The sequence below is a fragment of the Coprobacillus cateniformis genome (assembly GCF_009767585.1).
Taxonomy (GTDB): Bacteria; Bacillota_I; Bacilli_A; order Erysipelotrichales; family Coprobacillaceae; genus Coprobacillus; species Coprobacillus cateniformis.
The window spans coordinates 542,610-562,999 of the sequence record NZ_WSNW01000001.1; the positions used below are offsets into that span (position 1 = coordinate 542,610).

Here is a 20,390-nt window from a genome sequence, read left to right on the forward strand (position 1 = left end):
TCTTTTTCATAATAACATAGCTTCGATTTCATCTTCACCATCCTAATTTCCTACTTTTAAACTTAGAAACTCTTTTATAGAATCAACTTTCTTGATATCACCACGATACAATTCTTCACCAAATATCATGCCTAAAAATTACATTTTCACTTGATAAGCAATATCTAGTGCTTGTTTTAAATCTTCAATAAGAATTTCAGTTTCTTCAAGACCAATATACATTCTTAATTGTCCCAAAGCCAAACCACGCGCTTCTAATTCATCTTGATTATTGCCCTTAAATACTGGTAAAATCAAGCTCTCAAAACCACCCCAACTATAAGCCAATGTAAAATGATGTAAAGCATCTACAAAACTTTCAATAATGGTTGGATTTGCATCTTTTAAAACAACTCCTAATAAACTTCCATACCCCTTTAAATAACGATTAGCCAAATCTTTCTGCATTTCACCATTACAAGTTGGATGAAAAATTCTCTCTATTCTTGGATCATTCCTTAAAAAATCTATCACATCTAAAACAGATTTTTCTTGTGCTTTCAAACGAACTGGTAAAGTTCTCAGTCCACGTACAGCTAACCAGGCATTCATAGGAGACATAGTTGCTCCTAAAAAATATGTGCGAAATCATCTATGTATTTCATTATCTCTTGACGACATAAAACAATACCTCCAACAATATCACTATGTCCTCCAATATATTTTGAACAAGAATGAATGACAACATCTATACCATATTTTAATGGATTCTGTAACAATGGAGTTGCCCAAGTATTGTCAATGACTGTATAAATATTTTTTTCTTTAGCAACATTTGCTATCATTTCTAAATCTAACATTTCAAATCTTTGCGAAGAAGGACTTTCAAAATAAATCATCTTCGTCTCTGGTTCAATATATTCAAAAATCTCTTTTGTCTCTTGAACATCTATTTTTGTACTTTCCACTCCAAACTTTTGAAGCTGTTGAATCAATTTAACACTTGAGCCATAAACAGTGTTAACGATAATGATATGATCACCTTTTTTCACTAAACTTAAGATTGTTCCAGAAATAGCTCCCATACCTGAAGCAAAACTTCTTCCACACTCCGCTCCTTCTAAATGAGCGATTTTCTTTTCTAGTATTTCAAGTGTTGGATTATCACCTCTTGTATACGTATATGCAAACTCATGATCTGTATTAACATGAACATAGTGTGCAAAATTCTGAAATTGAAATGATGATGTTTGAACAATTTCTGGAGCAACAGACTGATACTTTCCATCAAAATCATGTTCAACTGATAAACAAATATTTTCTAAATCTTTCATTCTTTTAACCTCTTTTCTCAATTTCATAACCTTGTCAATGTTTTCCTATCAATTGATGAATAATTATTATACTACTTATCTCTTATACAATTGATAAGAAAACACCAGACTTAATAATTTATTGTGTCAAAAATCCCATAACTATATACCAATTTAATTATATTTCATCAAACAAATCTCATCAGAGAATATTATACTTTTCAATACAAAGAATAATATTTTAAACTTCCTGTTATCTTGCTTATACTTCTTCACATCTCTTTTTCCTGAATTTATTATATGGACTTATTTTCTATGAATTTCTCATTAGCAAAACATGGTATCTTATCTTTGTTTCGTTTTGATGTTGAATATGACTCGCACTTACTTTCCTTGAGCATACCTTAATCTATTGTTTATTTATACAGATAATCCATTGGCTGCTTTTTTTTACTGCATTTATATCTCAATTATGCATTGAATGACATTGTGGACAAGGCAAACACAGCCAAAGGTCTTTTTGTGTATTAGTTTCAAAAAGACATCATGAATAACTTACAGACATCCCTCAAAGTTTCGGTATTTATGCTCATTTCTATAAATCAAATGAGAGTTGTCTTTCTATATAACTTTCTTGCTTGGCTAATCTTATCACATCGTCAGAATGAATATGACCAATGAGTAATGGTGACGATGGATCGTGTCTTTTATATTTCTCTTGTACCAACTGTTTGTCTTCATTAGCATAGCAATAGATGCAGCCATGTAAACATGTATCATACTCACCAATATCACGACTTGGATAACAATGACATCCCTGCCTTAAAGGTTGCGATTTCAACTCTTTTAATGGATATCCTGTCACATCTTTTAGTATTTGACGGGTAATGCACCCTTCATGAGTGATTCCATATTCACTTAAATCTAATTTTTCAGCACATGTCTTGATATGAATTCCCCTTTGAGCAGCAATTTTTGCAAAGGCTTCTGCTAAATATTGCTGTTCATTCAATGAGACTTCCTGAATACCAGGAAAATTCTTTTTTGTTTTTTCATAAAGGTCAATAAAACTTATAACACATTCATGTGTATATCCCTCTAGTTGTTTTGTGATAATATCAAAAGTTTGAATATGCTTTTCTATCGTATAATATTGATTTATGAAAATAGGATCATAACGAAAACTTACACTATGGCTTCCTAAGCTTAAAGAGAGTTCTTGAATATCATAAATAACATCTTGAAAAGATGGAACATGAGGTTCAATCTCTTTTTCATAAGGGGTTATTGTTACAAAGAAATAAGGGTGATAATCTTTTAACAATTTTAATCTGGATAACATTGGATGTGGATTTTTGGTACAAAAAACAATACTATCTACAACTTCAGGATTAAGTATATATTTGGTAATTTGGTTTGGATAATAAGGATTCCTCACATAGACATATCCAGCTTTAAGACGTTGGAAAAACCAATCACTAAAGTAAGCTGGTATATCTGTTCTTGAACTTGCATTTATAATCATAAATCAAAAGAAAGTCATACAATGTATGACTTATTTTCCAGATGGGAAGAATTGAGCAAGACTACCCGCAATTGCAGAGATTGGCATTGTCTGTAAAACAACATGTCCTGGACCTGTCACGACTGTATTAAAGAATCCTTCTCCACCAAACATCTTATTTTTTAATCCTGGAACTGATTGTGTAGTCATGGTACAAGTGGCATCCATCACAGCTACATATCCTGTATCTACAACAATCTTTTGTCCAGGTGCCAAATCATATTCAACTGTTGCACCATCGATTTCAACAAAAACGGTTCCTTTTCCAGAAAGTTTATTCATAATAAAACCTTCTCCTCCAAAAATACCTGTCATGGCTTTTTTATTAAAGAAGATTGTTCTTTCAACAGTTGGTTCACTCGCTAAGTATGAAGATTTTTGAATAACAATTTCTTTACCTGGTTCAATATCATATTTTCTAATTTCACCTGGGAAAGATGATGAAAAAGCAATTTTACCATCTGCATTAGCAGTATATGAATTCAAAAACATTGTTTCGCCAGAAAACATTCTCCCAAAAGCTTTTCCAATTCCACCATTGCTTGTTGTTCCCATTTCCATACATGGATCCATCCAAGCCATAGCACCACTATCACTTAGCATAACATCACCCTTTTTTAGATAACAAATAACGACTGGAAGGGGAACTCCCTTAATTTCATATTCCATATTTTATTCCTCCTATACTTTCATTTTACATGATATTCAAATAAATGAGAATTATTTTTGATTATTTATTTCAAGATTCCTTTTAATAATAATTCTCCTGCTTCTTTATTAGAAGCTAATGGAACATTGTGAACATCACATAGTCTCATTAGTGCACTTACATCTGGTTCATGTGGTTGAGCAGTTAAAGGATCTCTAAAGAAAATAACAAGATTGATTTTCCCCTCAGCGACATATGCTCCAATCTGTTGATCTCCACCATAAGGTCCAGATAAAAAACGATGGACTTTTAATTGCGTATTTTCCATAATACGCAATCCTGTTGTTCCAGTTGTATAAAGCAGATGTTCTTTTAGGATATCTTCATGTTTCTTTGCGAACTCAATCATTTCTGATTTCTTTTCATCATGTGCAATTAATGCTATATTCATTATAAATCACCTCATTAAACATTATATAAGAAAAAAAGCTCTAATGAAATCATTAAAGCTATAAAATATATTTTTCAATAAATTTACCAATACCATCATGATTATTATCATCCGTGATATAATCAGCAACACTTTTGGTTTTTTCGCTGCCGTTAGCCATGACAACACCAACTCCAGCATTCAATGTCATATCGTAATCATTATCTGCATCACCAAATATACATAATTCTTTCATTGAAAATCCATGCATCGCCATGACTTCTTCTAAACCATGGGTCTTTGTCACTCTTGGATCCATGTATTCATAAAGGACGCTGGCAGTTTTTAAAGACGATGATTTGTATTGATCATTTGAGAAAGTTTCACTTCTCTCAATCACTTTATCCATGTATTCAGGATCACAAATAATAATCAATTTTGGTTTAGGTTCTTTTAGGAACTCTTGAAAATCAACAACCTGATAAGGAACTTTATCAGCAGTTGCTAACATCTGAATATGACGGTCATCTCGAGGAGCAAATAATATACCTTCATAAGGAATCGCAAAATTCACATCCATATCTTCAAAATGTTTAATAATATCTTGAATAAGTGCTCCTGCTAAAGGATAACTTGACTTTTCTACATTCATTACATAATCATAGATTTCAGCACCACCTGTTCCCACAATAGAATCAACCAAACCATCTATTCCCCATGTTTTTAGTAATGTTTGTACACTATTAACATCTCTTCCTGTTGATAATCCAAACAAAATCCCTTTTTCTCTGACTCTTTTAATCATTTCTATAGTGAATGGTGAAACCACACCATCATCTGTTAATAATGTACCATCCACATCACACATAATTGCTTTTATATTTTTCATATACTACTCCTAAATATAATATTTTTGATAATAATAAATTCTTAAAATATCAAACAACAGCATAATTTGATAATTAAACTGAATACCATCAAATTTACCTGGAACTTGAATAACATAATCTGCACATATATTTTCAAAATTTCGATACTTCACATTTTGTGTCATCAATACAATATTTGCATCACAAATATTCAAATCTTTATTTTCCTTTATATAAGCATCCAAAGTTCTACCTGTCGCACTTATAAACATAACAAGATCTTCTTCTTGAAAACGAAAATCTTTATCAAAATGATGAAATTCAATAACTTCTTTACCAAAAGTAATAAAATCTGTCTGAAAATCAACTGCAATACTCATTGGATATAAAGCCCCAATAATAATGACACGACGATGTTTAAAAATATATTCACAAATTGTTTCTAGAGTTTGCACCAGTTCATCGCGTGAATAAGATATATCTAACTGCTCTAACATCTGTTCTGCTGATGTTCCAAGCATTCTTGCACGAATTTGTGAGATACGTAACATATAATCGGCCAATAATTGTTCTTGGAAATCTTCATATGTATGAAAACCTAAGTGGACACAAAAGTCTAAAACCTCTGCTTCACTAAATTGACCTTCTTTCATTAACCGCTCTAAAGAATAATCTTCCATATCAACATAATGACGAACAATGAACAAACCAATTTGATACATATGGTCATTATCTAAACAACCATTTAAATATTTAAGTATTCTAGAAATAACAATATCCATAGTCTTCCTCCCTATCCCAATGTCTCCTGTATCATAATTAAAGCCTGTTGATAATTACTTGTTGCAAAAACAGAAGCATCTATACTCATAATATAACATTCCTTATGGCAGATTGCTTTTATTTTAGGCTCTAAATATGATGTTTGTGGTGCTAATATAATCATATCATATTTTGAGTAAACTTGCTCTATAGAATAGATGGGAACGACTTCAAAAGAATATGGCAGATGTAACATCTGACTTAATTCTTGAATTCTTTCTACAAAGACTGAAGATGTAATGCCACAACTACAACTCATCCCAATACGTTTAGGTTGCTGACTATACATTAATTGATTTATAAAATCTTGTATAAATTTCTTTGTTGATGCAAGATTAATAATTCTAAAATGAAGATAAAACGTAATATCACCATCTTTATTAACAATCGTTTCTTCAATAATATGATGATTTGTCCAAAAATAAATATCCCCTTTCAATTCATCACTGATAAAAACAAGCTTATTAGGATCATTTTGATCAATATGAAAGTGAATACCACTTTTTTTATAGGTATTCTGATTCATAACAATCCATTGATAAACAATACTCTCATAAATCTCAATAAAGAATTGATCCATAAAAAAGCCCCCTCTATTCAAGAATAAACTTTTCAATTAACTCTGCTACGACACCTTCATTATGATTCGCTTGAGTTGTATAATCACAAACAGCTTTAATATCATCAATTGCATTTCCTGCAGCAACTGATAAACCAGCAACTTTCAACATATCTAAATCATTATAATGATCACCAACTGCAATTGTTGCTTCAATAGGTATTTGAAGAATCTCTGCTAAATCAATAAGTCCTTGACCTTTGTTAACACCAATTTTATTCATTTCTAGATAACGTCCTGATGAATAACTCGCAGATATTTGTTTATCAAATATAGCAATCATTTGTTTTTCTAATGCTTCTAAATATGGAATATCCGTTGATTGATAAAGCACTTTGATAATATGAAAATCTTTCATAAAATCTATGTTATCTTCTTCTAGAACTGTATATTTGAATTTTTGACCATCTACTCTTTTCCTTTCATCATCATTTAAATGATAAAGATAAACGCCTTCTAATGTATGCATTTGTATACAGACATCTTTATCCACTCCAAATTCAAAAAGTTCCTTTGCCTTTTGAAAAGTAAGTTTCTCACATTTGAGTAATCGATGATTCTTATTTTCTGAAATAATCCCACCATTTGCAGACAATACATATTCATCTGTCTGATTTGCTAAACCTAGCATCTCTAAAACATCTTCAACAGCAGTATATAATCTTCCTGTTGCAGGAACAAACTTAACCCCTATCTCTTTTGCTTTTTGAATAAGATCTATGTTCCTTTGACAGATTGTATGTTGACTATTTAATAAAGTTTCATCTAAATCACATGCGATTAATTGATATTTCATAAATTTCCTCCTATATGTTTTCATTATATTCTTTTTTAAGAATGACACCTTGTTTTTTTCTCAATTAGATATTTATTTTCTCATTATAAAACTTTATAAATCTATTATATCTTATTTATACTAAACCATATAGTCATTCATCTCATCTGACAAGTATTTTTCAATATATATTTATATATTTCATTTTTATTGACAAAAAAATAACAAAGAGTTTATTCTTAGATAAGAACAAACTCTTTTTATACTCCTTTTAAAAAAATTTCTTTTTCTTAAACCAAAAAACAAGTGATACAACAACTATTATACTTACACCTATAACTGTAATATATCCATATGGTGCCCTAAGTTCTGGCATATTGGTAAAATTCATTCCATACCAGCCAGCAATGAGAGTTAAAGGCATAAATATAGTCGTGACCACAGTAAAAAACTGCATTGTCTTATTGAGCTTATAATCTAATTTAGATTGATGAGCTTCATTTGCCTGATTTAATAATTCTCTTAACATTTGAACATTATCAGCAAAACGTTCTATTCGCCTTGTAAAGATTTCAAAATAACGCATATCATCTTCTTCAAAAACATGGTGATGATTCATTTGCAATTCTTCACCTATAATAACAAGATTATCATAATAAGTGCGAAGCAATAACAATTCTTTATTTAATTGTCTTAAACTGTTTGTAAATGTTAAAGACTTTTCTTCATCATCTTGGCTTTCCAACTCTTCTATTTCTTCTTGTAATTCTTCAATATATTCATAATCTTTAGAAATCAATTCACTTAAAAAATAATAAACCAATCGCGTAATAGAAACACCACGCTCTAAAACATAGTCACTTGATGATTGAAAAACTTCGCTAATATGTTTATCTTCATCATCTAAAACAACAACTAAAAAAAGATTTTTAAATATGAAAAACGCTAGTGAATCTTTTTTAACAAAAACATCTCTCGCATTAATTAAATTAATTAATCCATAATAATAAGTATTATGTGGAATAATAATATTTTGATTTAATGATGATGTTTCCTCACATCTCCTAATAGATCTTTGAGAAATTCCAAAATAATGATGACAATCCTTTAATTCATCTAATGTCATCATTCCTATATACATATGTTCATTCTCAATGTTTTGAATAGATACCGCTTGTTTTTCATGGTCTACTTGATAAATCATATACTCCCTCCTAAACAAAAATAGAGGATACACTATCCCCTATTTCTTAGAATCAATTAAATCTAAAAGATCTTGCACTGTTGAAATTTTCAACAACTCTTCATCTTGAAATTCAACGCCAATTTCTTCTTCCAATTCAAAAACCAAGTCAACTAAATCTAAAGAATCAATTCCTAATTCTTTAAATGAAGATTCCTTCATTAATTCTTTCCCTTTTAATTTACTACTTAGTCTATCCTTAATCTTGTCAAAATAATCCATTCATATTCACCTCTTGTCCATATTATATCTATTTTCTTCACAAATAACAACATTTACATGAATGCTTCTTTATTTATTAAAACATATTTTAAATTTAATGCTGATATATCATCATTATACTCATAAAACTGATTATCCAGTTCATCAAATAACCATGTCACTTCAGAATAATCAAGACTCCCTAATTCTTCAATTCTAGATTCTCTATCCTCAGGAACAACGCCTTCTTTAAAGAGACCGTTTCCTTTATCTAAAATCAATGCAGTGTGGGTCGCTCCAATTGCAGTTAATGCTTCAACTGTTTCATTAGCAAAGTTTCCAGCATTGTTTTCATAATAATGGTGAATTCCACCATTATTCATTTCAAGACTAAATGTTTGACAAAGATAAAAAACTCTTTCAATACCATTAAGCTCATTTATGAAATCACCATTTTCACACTTTTCACAAATGACATTATACAAATCTTCAACAAGATTAACAGTATTTTTACGGGCAACAATCTTACTTGCCTGCAATGTCACATTATCTAAAGCATCTTCATAAGTAGCCATTCTATCGTCCCCATTTCTTATTACTATTTTACACTTTCTCATCACAAATGTATAGTTTATCTTTTGTTTTATAAATATGAATAAAGATTATTAGAAAGCTGGATTTGTAATTTCATATACAGGATATGCTCTATCAAAATGATAATCTAATTTTTCAGCAAGAGCCAATGATATTTTATTATGAGTATCTCAACTTGGATACAAATTTCTATTTTAATTCCATCATTATAATATGTGTAAGAAGATGCCCTTGCAATCACTTCTCCATGATCAAGAGTGACGACACCTCATCCGTGTTTTAAATAATCTTCATCACTCTCAAATTGTGAACATAAATCATGAAAAGGATGATAAAATTTGTTGACATAAATTTGCATCTATATTTTTTATTTCATATGATTGATTCAATTGTTGAACAATATATTCCAAATACTCCCTATCAAATATGTTTCCCTCTTTTAACAAAACATATCTATTTTTTAATGGCTTGATTCCCGTAAACTTCTTTAATTAAGCTTGACCATTCTTCAGTTTGTGGTACAGCAATGCTGAAATCACAATGAATGTTTCAAACCAATTCTATATTTAGAATACTAGCATAATAAACAAAATCAGCAACTACAATTTGGACAGACTTGGGATTATCATTTTCATTCACATAACACTCTCCCATACATCCCTGTAAATAAGAATAAATAAGTGTTGCTCGCCATCGAGCAAATAATAACGAAACATTTTCAGGACTCTGACATAACTCCATAATTCTACCACCCTTCTTTGCTTTATTAAATAACATTTAAAAAGTTATCTCTAATTGAATAGAAATACTTTCTTTTCTATTGTATAGAACAACTTAATTTTACATTAAGTCATTGATATGTATTTTCTCTGATAACAATGGTTATAAAGTCGTCATTGATGTGATTGTTCTTTAAAATCATAAGATTATTCGTTATAATAAAGACATGGAAAATCAAATATTAAAAATACTAACAAATCATCAAGGTCATTACATTTCCGGACAAGACATCAGTGAAAAACTTCATGTCTCACGGATGACAATATCTACCTATATAAAAGGTTTAAAAGAGAAAGGCTATCAAATAGAAACATCTACAAAAAAAGGATATTGCTTAACACAAAATAATGACATTATATTTATTGATGATATCAAAAAACAACTTCATCCTTTTTATCAAAACATTGACTATTTTGATGAAATTGAGTCAACAAATCAGCATATGAAATCACATGCTTATCAGCAAGGAGACATCATTATTGCTGATTCTCAAACAAATGGAAAAGGAAGAAATGGAAGATCATTTTACTCACCAAAGCAAAAAGGTATTTATCTTTCCTTTATGCTAAAACCTACTCTTTCTATTTATGATTCTTTAAAAATCACTGCCTGTTGTGCAGTTGCAGCAATAAAAGCTATTCAAAAAAACTATCCATTATCACCACAGATCAAATGGGTTAATGATATTATGATCAATGATTTCAAAGTTGCAGGTATACTATGTGAGGCAACAATAGATATGAATACCGCACAAATAGAAACTATGATTGTAGGTATTGGCATCAATGTTCATCATGACCCTATGCCTGCTGATTTACAGCATATTGCAGGATGTTTAGAAGATTTCTGTGACAAACAAGCGCAGCGACAAAAAATCATCATAGATTTTTTAAATATCTTCTATGATGATTATACAAAACTTTCTTATTTATCTTTTTTAGATGACTATCGTCGATACTCATATGTTCTTCATCAGGACATAACTGTTTATGAAAATAATACATCTTATCCTGCTTATGTCTCATCAATTAATGATGATGCAAGTTTAACATTGCTTGTTGATGGCAAACAAAAGATTTTAAAATCTGGTGAAGTAAGTATTCGTAAAACTAATCACCAACAGCACACATAATTTCACCAACAACAGCAATTTGATCCTCAACCTTGGCTTCAATGGCGGCAAAATAGATTCCGCCTTTTTCTTTTGTTAAAGTTACTTTCATAGTTAAGACATCACCTGGAATGACTTGCTTTTTAAATCTTGCTTTATTGATACCAGCAAAATATCCAATCTTCCCTTTATTTTCTGCTTTAGAAAGAAGCAGTACACATCCAGTTTGAGCAAGTGCTTCAATAATAAGTACTCCTGGCATGACATGTTTATCTGGAAAATGTCCTAAAAACTGCATTTCGTTAGCTGTTACACATTTTCTGCCAATAATTGTTTTCCCATCCTCACTGATACTCTCAATACAATCAACTAACAAAAATGGGTAACGATGAGGAATGATCTGTTGAATTTCATTAGAATTATATAACATCTTTTATTCCTCCCACTTCTTAAAAATTAATGAAGCATTATGACCACCAAATCCAAGTGAATTATTCATAGCATAATGAATATCTTTGACTTTAGCATCATTCGCAATAATATCTAAATCACATTCTTCATCTTTTTCTTGATAATGAATTGTAGCTGGTAAATATCCATCCTGTAATGCTTTTATACAAATAACTGACTCTAATGCCCCACTTGCACCCAACAAATGTCCAGTATACGATTTTGTAGAAGATATACTCACATTTTGAGCACTTTCTAAAAAAGCATATTTAACTGCTGCTGTTTCTGTTTTATCATTTAATGGTGTACTTGTTCCATGGGCATTAATATAGTCAATATCTTTAGGTTTTAAAGATGCATCACGCATAGCTGCAAGCATTGCTTTTCCACCACCGCTACCATCATCTAATGGAGCTGTGATGTGATGAGCGTCACAAGTTGCTCCATAGCCAACAACTTCACCATAAATTTTGGCTCCACGTTTTTTGGCATGTTCTAAATCTTCTAAGACAAGAACTGCTGCACCTTCCCCCATAACAAAGCCACTTCTGTCTTTATCAAAAGGAATAGAGGCACGATTTTTATCTTCACCTGTATGCAGGGCTTTCATAGAAGCAAATCCTGCAACAGCTAATGGTGTAATTGAAGCTTCACTTCCGCCAGCTATCATCACATCTTCATAACCATCTCTAATTTTATGAAACGCTTCTCCAATCGCATTTGTCCCAGCTGCACAAGCAGTCACAACTGAAGAAACATGTCCTTTTGCCCCTAAATCAATCGCAACACTACCCGCTGCCAGATTAATAAGAGTCATAGGAATGAAATAGGGAGACACCTTAGAGGGTCCTCTATTCATTAAAGATTGTTCAGCTTTTTCAATTGACTCAACACCACCAATACCTGAACCAATAATCACACCAAAACGATCTTGATTAATATTTTCTAAATTCAAATGAGCATCTTCAATAGCCTGCTTGGCAACAATTCTAGCAAATTGTGTAAATCGATCATTAAACTTCAACTCTCTTTTGGTAAAATACAGTTCCATATCTAATTCTTTCACTTCACCAGCAAGTTTGACCTTATAATCTGTTGTATCAAAATGAGTAATCGTATCAATTCCACAAACTTGATCTTGAATACTTTTCCATGTTTGTTCTACTGTATTTCCAATTGGTGAAACAGCACCCATTCCAGTGATAACAACTCTTCTTTTTTCCATCATGAACTCCTCCTTACATCACCATACCGCCATCAACATTGATGACTTGGCCAGTAATATATTTCGCATCTGAACTGGCTAAAAAGTAAGCCAGATTTGCAACATCTTCTGCTTCTCCCATTGCTTGTAATGGAATATTTTTTAAGATATTTTCTTTCATTGTTTCATTTAAAACATCTGTCATATCAGTCTCAATAAAACCTGGTGCAATCGCATTGACACGTATATGTCTTGGTGCCAACTCTTTTGCAACTGTTTTTGTGAGAGCTATCACACCTGCTTTACTTGCTGCATAATTGGCTTGACCAGGATTTCCAATTAACCCTATAACACTTGCCATATTAATGATAACACCTGATCTTTGTTTCATCATAATACGCGATACAGCTTTTATTGAATGAAAAGTCCCTTTTAAATTCACATCAATAACATCCATGAACGTTTCAGTATTCATCTTTAATAAAAGGTTATCTTTTGTAATCCCTGAATTATTCACAAGAACATCAATCCGTCCATAATTCTCATTGACAGCTTTCATCATAGCATCCATTTCTTCAAAATGAGAGACATCAGCCTGATAAAGCATAGCATCAACTCCTAGTGCCATACATTCCTGTCTCACTTTATTCGCTTTTTCTTCATTTCCACGATAATTAATCACAACACGATACCCTTCTTTAGCAAACTTCAAAGCAATAGCTTTCCCAATACCACGACTTGCACCCGTAATTACTGCAACTTTATTCATCTTTTAACGCTCCTAACATTTTGTTTAAGCTTTCTATACTATCAACACTATAAACTGGAATATTTCTATCTGTCTTTTTCACAAATGCACTTAATGCTTTTCCAGGACCTATTTCAATAAAAGCTTCTACACCTTGTCCAATCATATATTGTAATGATTGATAGAAATAAACACTTGATTTGATTTGTTTTGTTAATATATCAATAAGATTCCCATTTTCTTCTTGTCCAGAAATATTATAAACAACTGGTATTTCAGGTACATTTAAATCATATTTCCCTAATTCTATTTTTAATTTTTGTGAAGCTGCTTCCAATAGCGGTGAATGAAATGCCCCTGATACCTTTAATGGAATCACTCGCTTTGCTCCAGCCTCTTTTAATTTTTCAGAAGCGACTTCAATAGCTTCTTTATAACCTGTAATCGCAATTTGGCCTGGACAATTATAATTGGCAATTGTCACCCCATCAATATCTTCAATCACTTCTTGAATCTTTTTGGCTTCCATAGCTAAAACAGCAGCCATAGATGTTGTTTTAGCTGGTAAAGCTTCACTCATAATTTGACCTCTAGCTCTAACAATTTTAACGGCATCACTTATACTCATTGCATTTGCATAAGCTAAGGCTGAATATTCCCCCAAAGATAATCCAGCAACATAATCTGGTTTGATCCCATGTGCTTCTACAACTTTAGCAATTGCAAGTGATGTTGTCAGTATACATGGCTGCGCATAAGATGTTTCATTTAAAATATCTTCTGGTCCTTCAAAGCATACCTTCTTGACATCAATATCAATATATGCCTGATCATAAACAGCTTTGGCTTCTGGGAAATGATCATAAAGTTCTTTTCCCATTCCAACATACTGAGCCCCTTGACCAGCAAATATAAATCCTATTTTCATAAATTGTCCTCCATTTCCTGCATCAACTCTTGAATCAATTCATGAACATGTTTCATGCAATGAATATCAGCCGCCTGTGTTCCAACAAAGACCAAACCATTATTGACATTTCCTGAAACACTTTGAATTAAAGCTTCACTAATACAATAAGGTGTATCACTTGGATTGCAAGGAATCATACAATCCAAACAGCTTTTCATACAAACATTTCCACGATTTCTTGTTTTCTTAACAAATTCATTGACAATGGCACGACCAGGAAAGCCAGTTGGACTTTTCACAAGTTCAATATCTTCTTTCGTTGCATTGATAACCATATCTTTAAATTCTTGAGATGCATCACATTCATAAGTGGCAATAAATGGTGTTGCAATTTGAACACCGCTTGCTCCTCTTTTGATAAACTCAGCTATTTTCTTTCCACAATCAATTCCACCAGCAACAAAGATAGGTATTGATTTTTTAAATTTTTCTTGAAAAGGAGCGAGTTCTTTTTTGACATCTTCTAAAATATCTTCAAGTTTTTGACAAGTTCCAGCTAATAAATCTTCTTTTTTAAAGCCAAGATGTCCACCTGCTTTACTTCCTTCAATAACCACAAAATCCGGTGTATACTGATAACGTTTTTCCCATACTTTCGCAATCAATCTGGCCGCCTTTCCACTTGAAACAATGGGAGCAAGCAAGGCTTTTCCTTTTGCGTACTTTGGTAAATCTAATGGCAGTCCTGCACCGGAGATAATCGCATCACAGCCACCTTCAACAGATGCTTTGACCAATTCTTCATAGCCATTTCCTGCAACCATAATATTGACCCCAATCAGTCCCTTACCTTCAGCAATCTCCTTAGCACGTTGAATATGATACTTGATAGCACGACAACTCGTTGCTGTTGGGTCTTTTCTAAAACCTTCAAAATTATAACCTGGATGAGCAGCACTGATGACACCCATACCACCACATTTGGCAACATTTCCTGCCAATGAAGAAAGCGATACACCAACCCCCATACCACCTTGGATAAGAGGAATATTTAAAAATTTATCTTGTATTTGAATCATTTAGATTTCCTCCATCACTTTTGATAATGATTGATAAACTGCTTCTGTTGATTCCATCATTTCATTTAAAATTTGCTGCATAGGTTTCTTCTCTTGAATCATTCCAGCAATCTGTCCCATCATGACTGAGCCTGTTTTCACATCACCATCATGAACAGCTTTTCTCAAACCACCTAATGTCAATTTTTCTAATTCTTCACGACTTTCAATATGACTTTCTAATTTCAGATATTCTCTTGTCATTTGATTTTTAAGACTACGGACAGGTGTATTGACACTTTTTCCAGTCACAACTGTATCTGTATCTTTTGCTTTTATGACTGCTTCTTTATAATTCTCGTGAATTGGACATTCATCAGCAACCAATAAACATGTTCCTACCTGAACACCACAAGCGCCTAATGCAAATGCTGCAATCATCCCACGACCATCTGCAATACCACCTGCTGCAATGACTGGAATATTCACAGCATCAACAACTTGAGGAACCAAAGCCATTGTTGTCATTTCACCAACATGACCGCCTGATTCGCCACCTTCAACAATCAAAGCATCGGCTCCAGCACGTTCCATTCTCTTCGCAAGTCCAACACTTGGCACAACTGGAAAGACTTTAATTCCTGCTTCTTTAAATTTCGCCATATATGCTCCTGGATTTCCTGCACCTGTTGTGACAACTGGAACCCCTTCTTCAATAATGACATCAACAATTTCACTTGCATATGGATTCATCAACATAATATTAACTCCAAATGGTTGATTTGTTAATTGCTTACACTTTTGAATTTCAATACGTGTTTGTTCTGCTGACAAAGATCCAGTCGCAATAATACCTAAACCACCACACTGAGAAACACAAGCTGCAAACTCAGCTGTTGCAATATTTGCCATAGCCCCTTGAATAATGGGATATTTAATATTTAATAATTTATTTAACACAATCTTCTCCTCCTACTTGATCAATCAATGTTGCTCCATAAGTTAAACCAGATCCAAATCCTACCAAGATAACTCGCTTACAATCTTTCATCAATCCTTTTTCACAGGCTTCTGCATAAGCAATAGGAATACTTGCTGCTGATGTATTTCCATAATCTTGTAAATTCATATAGAATTTAGAAATATCAATCTTCATTCTTTTTGCAACATGATTAATAATACGATAATTGGCTTGATGAGGAATAATCAAGTCTATATCTTCAATTGTTAAATGTGCTTGCTCAAGGACATTTTCAATGGACTCTTTTAAAACTCTCACAGCAAATCTAAAAACATCATTTCCTTGCATTGTTAAAAAACCAACCGTTGGTAACTGATTTTGTAAATGATGAACCAGAGGAAGACCCTCAGTTTTTAAAACACCATCTAAATCTCCTTCACTATTGGCATAATGATATAATTGTGACTGTCCTTTCGTCACAATCATTGCACCAGCTCCATCTCCAAATAAAACACAAGTACTACGATCATCCCAATTGATAATCTTACTTAAAGTTTCACTTCCAATCACCAAAATATGCTCATAACGATTTAACAAATCGCAAGCTAATTGAAAAGCATATAAGAAACCACTGCATGCTGCATTCAAGTCAAATGCCAATATTGGATAATCATTTAAACCTAGTTTTGCTTGAACCAAACAAGCTGTTGATGGTGTCATACTATCAGGTGTCATTGTTGCAACAATAATGACTTGGATATCTTCTTTTTGAAGACCAGCATTCTCAATAGCATGCAATGATGCACGGACAGCTAAATCACTGGTATTTTCAGTTTCACTTATATAACGACTTGTTATTCCTGTTCTTTGAACAATCCATTCATCGTTTGTTTCGACTCTTTTTTCTAAATCAAAGTTTGTTACTTTCTGACTCCCTCTAGCCAAACCACTTCCTAATATTTTGATACGATTCATGACATTCTTCCCATCTGACGAAATTTCTCATAACGTTTTTCTAACATATCTTTTTCTTTCATCGTTTTTAATCTTTTGAATTCATCCCATAAATAGCGATCTAAATCATGGAGAACAAGTTTGAGATCATTTTGCATTCCACCAGTTGGCTCTTTCACTAAATAATCAACAATACCTTTATGATATAAGTCATAAGATGTTAATTTCATGACTTCAGCAGCTTCTTGAGAACGCGTTTCATCTTTCCATAAGATACTGGCAAAACCTTCTGGTGAGAGAACAGAATAAACTGCATTTTCTAACATACAAATGCGATCAGCAACACTGAGTGCCAATGCTCCTCCACTGCCACCTTCTGAAAGCACAACACAAATAACTGGTGTTTTTATATCAGAAAAAGTATATAAACATTCTGCAATGGCTTGCGCCTGTCCACGCTCTTCCGCTTCAATTCCTGGATAGGCTCCTGCTGTATCAACAAAAGTAATAATAGGTCGATGAAATTTTTCTGCCTGTTTTGCTAAACGTAAAGCTTTACGATATCCTTCTGGATTACACATCCCAAAATTTCTATCTAAATTTTCTTGTAAAGTTTTACCTTTAGCTTGAGCAATAACAGTTACAGGCATATCATGGAAATAACCGATACCACCAATAATAGCCTGATCATCTCCATAATAACGATCACCATGCAACTCATAAAAATCATGGAACAGTCCTTCAATAAAATCACTCGCTTTTGGTCGTGAGGGATGTCTTGCAAGACAAACACGATCCCAAGCTGTGAGATTATCATAAGTTGCTTTTATCAATTCATCAATTTCATTTGTAAGTAAATCATATTCTTCTCCAGCCTCTAATGTGATTAAATGAGCTTGGAGTTCTTTTATTTTTCTTTCGTTATCTATGAGGCTCATAACTTCCCTCCATGCATTCTCAACAAGTCAGAGAATACTTTCTTTAAATCTTTTCTTTCAACAATCATATCTAAAAAACCTTTTTCTAACAGAAACTCTGCAGTTTGGAATCCTTCAGGCAATTCTTGTTTTAAAGTATCTTGAATCACACGTTTTCCTGCAAAACCAATTAAAGCATTTGGCTCTGAAATAATAATATCTCCAAGCATTGCAAAACTCGCACTCACGCCACCTGTTGTCGGATGGGTTAACAAAGTGATATAAAAACCTCCGAGATTTGAAAATCGTTTTAATGCACTGCTGACTTTTGCCATTTGCATCAATGAATCTATACCTTCTTGCATACGTGCTCCACCGCTTGTACAACTAATAATCAGTGGTAATTTTTTTCTAGCTGCCAATTCAACACCTTTACAAATCTTTTCACCAACAACTTTGCCCATGCTCCCCATCATAAAATGAGAATCCATGATACATAGGACAACTTTTTGACTGTCTATTTGACCAATCCCTACAATAACAGCTTCATTCATACCCGTTGTCATCTTTGCTTTATGCAGTTTTTGATCATAGCCAGGAAAATTTTCTATATTGGATGATGTGTCTTTTTCAAAATATTCTCGCCAACTTCCATCATCTACTAGGTCTCTAATTCTTTGTCTTGCACTAATTTTCATATGATGACCACATTTTGGACAAACATAATCATTCTCTACTAGTGAGAAATAAGGAAGTGATTCATGACAGGCATCACATTGTTTAAAGATATTATCTGGGACCTCTTTTTTCTCTTTGGGTTTGTGTCTCTTTAACCAAGCTGAAAATTCTTTTAATTCTTGGTTTCTCTTTTTAAACAATTGATCCATTATCTTTCAACTCCTTTATAAACTTTTCACAGAATCCCGTATCATAACTTCCATCAATAAAATCCTTAGAATGTAAAACATAATAATGAAACTCTGTATTTGTTGAAATACCATCTATAATCACTTCACTTAATGCTGCTCGCATTTTCTTAATACATTCAAGACGAGTAGGTGCAAAAGTAATCAATTTGAGAATCATTGAATCATAATATGGTGAAATTTCACATCCATTATACATGGCACTATCCACACGTACTCCTCTCCCTCCAGGTAAATGCATAAAAGATATCTTACCAGGTGTAGGTGCAAAATCTCTTTTCATATCTTCAGCATTAATACGACATTCCAATGCATAGCCATTTTGTTGAATATCCTCTTGTTGGTAAGGCATCTTTAACCCTTCTGCCATCTTTAACTGTAATTTGATTAAATCTATACCACAAATCATTTCAGTAATGGGATGTTCAACTTGAATTCTTGTATTCATTTCCATGAAATAATAATTTCCATGTTTATCTAAAAGAAATTCAATCGTTCCAACACTGTTATAACCAACATGATGACAAGCCTTCAATGCATCTTCAAATAATTTTTCTCTTACATTTTTCTTAAGTATATGACATGGGGCTTCTTCAATCATTTTTTGATGACGTCTTTGAAATGAGCAATCACGTTCAAATAAATGAATCACATGTCCATATTGATCTCCAACCACTTGAACTTCAATATGTTTCGGATTTTCAATATATTTTTCTAGATAAACTTCATCATCTCCAAAACATGCTTTTGCTTCTGATTTGGCATTCTGATATTGTTTTTCAAACTCTTCCTTATTTTGAATAATACGCATACCACGACCACCACCGCCATTACTAGCTTTAATCATAACAGGATAACCTAAATCCACAGCAATATTTTGACCATGTTCGACAGAATCAATAATTTCCTTAGACCCTGGAATAACTGGAACACCTGCTTCTTTCATGAGTTTTCTCGCTTCTGCTTTATTCCCAAGCATATCAATAATCTCTGGCGATGGTCCAACCCAAATGAGTCCACATTGGATAATCAATCTTGCAAACTGACTATTTTCACTCAAGAATCCAAACCCAGGATGAATTGCATCACACCCTGTATTACATGCTGCCTGAATAATCGCATTCATATTTAAATAGGAATCATTGGCTAATGGTCCACCAATACAAACAGCTTCATCTGCTAATTGAACATGTAATGATGATTTATCTGCTGTTGAATAGACTGCTACAGTTTGAATTCCCATTTCCTTACATGTTCTGATAATACGAACAGCAATTTCACCACGATTCGCAATTAATAATTTTTCAATCATG

24 protein-coding genes are annotated in these 20,390 nt (G+C 32.6%); 1 reads left to right on the forward strand and 23 read right to left on the reverse strand.

Annotated elements, in window-relative coordinates; translation table 11 throughout:
• Positions 1-138: 138 nt before the first annotated feature.
• From GQF29_RS18780 to GQF29_RS02815, 13 genes are all read right to left on the reverse strand, one after another.
• Positions 139-600 carry a PLP-dependent transferase gene (locus tag GQF29_RS18780; protein ID WP_008788315.1) on the reverse strand — a complete coding sequence of 154 codons (462 nt, stop codon included), beginning with the start codon at positions 598-600 and terminating at the stop codon, positions 139-141.
• 8 nt (positions 601-608) lie between these two features.
• On the reverse strand, positions 609-1,313 hold the full coding sequence (locus GQF29_RS18785; protein ID WP_270601761.1) for a trans-sulfuration enzyme family protein: 705 nt from the start codon (positions 1,311-1,313) through the stop codon (positions 609-611).
• A 574-nt stretch (positions 1,314-1,887) separates the two neighbouring features.
• A complete protein-coding gene (locus GQF29_RS02765; RefSeq protein WP_008788313.1) occupies positions 1,888-2,817 on the reverse strand; it encodes a DUF1848 domain-containing protein in 930 nt (309 codons plus the stop codon).
• A gap of 30 nt (positions 2,818-2,847) precedes the next feature.
• Positions 2,848-3,525, reverse strand: coding sequence for a TIGR00266 family protein (locus tag GQF29_RS02770; protein ID WP_008788312.1), 678 nt, complete (start codon positions 3,523-3,525; stop codon positions 2,848-2,850).
• Between the two features lie 65 nt (positions 3,526-3,590).
• Positions 3,591-3,956 (reverse strand): methylglyoxal synthase, encoded by a 366-nt coding sequence (locus GQF29_RS02775; RefSeq protein ID WP_008788311.1) that lies wholly within the window; start codon positions 3,954-3,956, stop codon positions 3,591-3,593.
• 58 nt (positions 3,957-4,014) lie between these two features.
• Complete coding sequence (locus tag GQF29_RS02780) at positions 4,015-4,824, reverse strand: Cof-type HAD-IIB family hydrolase (protein WP_008788310.1); 810 nt, start codon at positions 4,822-4,824, stop codon at positions 4,015-4,017.
• Positions 4,825-4,833: 9 nt separating this feature from the next.
• A complete protein-coding gene (locus GQF29_RS02785) occupies positions 4,834-5,586 on the reverse strand; it encodes a MurR/RpiR family transcriptional regulator (RefSeq protein WP_008788309.1) in 753 nt (250 codons plus the stop codon).
• Positions 5,587-5,597: 11 nt separating this feature from the next.
• Positions 5,598-6,206 (reverse strand): PTS sugar transporter subunit IIB, encoded by a 609-nt coding sequence (locus GQF29_RS02790; RefSeq protein ID WP_008788308.1) that lies wholly within the window; start codon positions 6,204-6,206, stop codon positions 5,598-5,600.
• Positions 6,207-6,219: 13 nt separating this feature from the next.
• Positions 6,220-7,041 carry a Cof-type HAD-IIB family hydrolase gene (locus GQF29_RS02795; RefSeq protein WP_008788307.1) on the reverse strand — a complete coding sequence of 274 codons (822 nt, stop codon included), beginning with the start codon at positions 7,039-7,041 and terminating at the stop codon, positions 6,220-6,222.
• Between the two features lie 250 nt (positions 7,042-7,291).
• Positions 7,292-8,224, reverse strand: a complete 933-nt coding sequence (locus GQF29_RS02800) for a magnesium transporter CorA family protein (RefSeq protein WP_008788306.1) — start codon at positions 8,222-8,224, stop codon at positions 7,292-7,294.
• A 39-nt stretch (positions 8,225-8,263) separates the two neighbouring features.
• Positions 8,264-8,485, reverse strand: a complete 222-nt coding sequence (locus GQF29_RS02805) for an acyl carrier protein (protein WP_008788305.1) — start codon at positions 8,483-8,485, stop codon at positions 8,264-8,266.
• A 53-nt stretch (positions 8,486-8,538) separates the two neighbouring features.
• Positions 8,539-9,039, reverse strand: a complete 501-nt coding sequence (locus GQF29_RS02810; protein WP_008788304.1) for a DMP19 family protein — start codon at positions 9,037-9,039, stop codon at positions 8,539-8,541.
• A gap of 568 nt (positions 9,040-9,607) precedes the next feature.
• The gene (locus GQF29_RS02815; protein ID WP_008788303.1) at positions 9,608-9,799 is read right to left on the reverse strand and encodes a GNAT family N-acetyltransferase; all 192 of its coding nucleotides are present in this window, start codon (positions 9,797-9,799) and stop codon (positions 9,608-9,610) included.
• Positions 9,800-10,004: 205 nt separating this feature from the next.
• Between GQF29_RS02815 and GQF29_RS02820 the strand changes: the two genes are divergently transcribed.
• Entirely contained in the window at positions 10,005-10,970 is a 966-nt protein-coding gene (locus GQF29_RS02820; RefSeq protein WP_008788302.1) for a biotin--[acetyl-CoA-carboxylase] ligase, read from the forward strand.
• Here GQF29_RS02820 and fabZ read toward each other — a convergent pair.
• The 10 genes from fabZ to accC are packed head-to-tail and all read right to left on the reverse strand — an operon-like array spanning position 10,948 to position 20,389.
• Complete coding sequence (gene fabZ / locus GQF29_RS02825) at positions 10,948-11,379, reverse strand: 3-hydroxyacyl-ACP dehydratase FabZ (RefSeq protein ID WP_008788301.1); 432 nt, start codon at positions 11,377-11,379, stop codon at positions 10,948-10,950. The two genes, GQF29_RS02820 and fabZ, sit on opposite strands and share 23 nt — an antisense overlap.
• 3 nt (positions 11,380-11,382) lie before the next feature.
• Positions 11,383-12,624 (reverse strand): beta-ketoacyl-ACP synthase II, encoded by a 1,242-nt coding sequence (gene fabF, locus GQF29_RS02830; protein WP_017144157.1) that lies wholly within the window; start codon positions 12,622-12,624, stop codon positions 11,383-11,385.
• 13 nt (positions 12,625-12,637) lie between these two features.
• Positions 12,638-13,372 (reverse strand): 3-oxoacyl-[acyl-carrier-protein] reductase, encoded by a 735-nt coding sequence (gene fabG, locus GQF29_RS02835; protein WP_008788299.1) that lies wholly within the window; start codon positions 13,370-13,372, stop codon positions 12,638-12,640.
• Positions 13,365-14,279 (reverse strand): ACP S-malonyltransferase, encoded by a 915-nt coding sequence (gene fabD, locus GQF29_RS02840; protein WP_008788298.1) that lies wholly within the window; start codon positions 14,277-14,279, stop codon positions 13,365-13,367. The genes fabG and fabD overlap by 8 nt, the downstream gene beginning before the upstream one ends.
• Complete coding sequence (locus GQF29_RS02845; RefSeq protein WP_008788297.1) at positions 14,276-15,340, reverse strand: NAD(P)H-dependent flavin oxidoreductase; 1,065 nt, start codon at positions 15,338-15,340, stop codon at positions 14,276-14,278. The genes fabD and GQF29_RS02845 overlap by 4 nt, the downstream gene beginning before the upstream one ends.
• On the reverse strand, positions 15,341-16,282 hold the full coding sequence (gene fabK, locus GQF29_RS02850) for an enoyl-[acyl-carrier-protein] reductase FabK (protein WP_029158251.1): 942 nt from the start codon (positions 16,280-16,282) through the stop codon (positions 15,341-15,343).
• Positions 16,269-17,255 (reverse strand): beta-ketoacyl-ACP synthase III, encoded by a 987-nt coding sequence (locus GQF29_RS02855; protein ID WP_008788295.1) that lies wholly within the window; start codon positions 17,253-17,255, stop codon positions 16,269-16,271. The genes fabK and GQF29_RS02855 overlap by 14 nt, the downstream gene beginning before the upstream one ends.
• Positions 17,252-18,172, reverse strand: coding sequence for an acetyl-CoA carboxylase carboxyltransferase subunit alpha (locus tag GQF29_RS02860; RefSeq protein WP_008788294.1), 921 nt, complete (start codon positions 18,170-18,172; stop codon positions 17,252-17,254). Before GQF29_RS02860 ends, GQF29_RS02855 begins: the two co-directional genes overlap by 4 nt.
• Positions 18,169-19,038, reverse strand: coding sequence for an acetyl-CoA carboxylase, carboxyltransferase subunit beta (gene accD / locus GQF29_RS02865; protein ID WP_008788293.1), 870 nt, complete (start codon positions 19,036-19,038; stop codon positions 18,169-18,171). Before accD ends, GQF29_RS02860 begins: the two co-directional genes overlap by 4 nt.
• A complete protein-coding gene (gene accC, locus GQF29_RS02870) occupies positions 19,022-20,389 on the reverse strand; it encodes an acetyl-CoA carboxylase biotin carboxylase subunit (protein WP_008788292.1) in 1,368 nt (455 codons plus the stop codon). Before accC ends, accD begins: the two co-directional genes overlap by 17 nt.
• Between the last annotated feature and the right edge of the window lies 1 nt (position 20,390).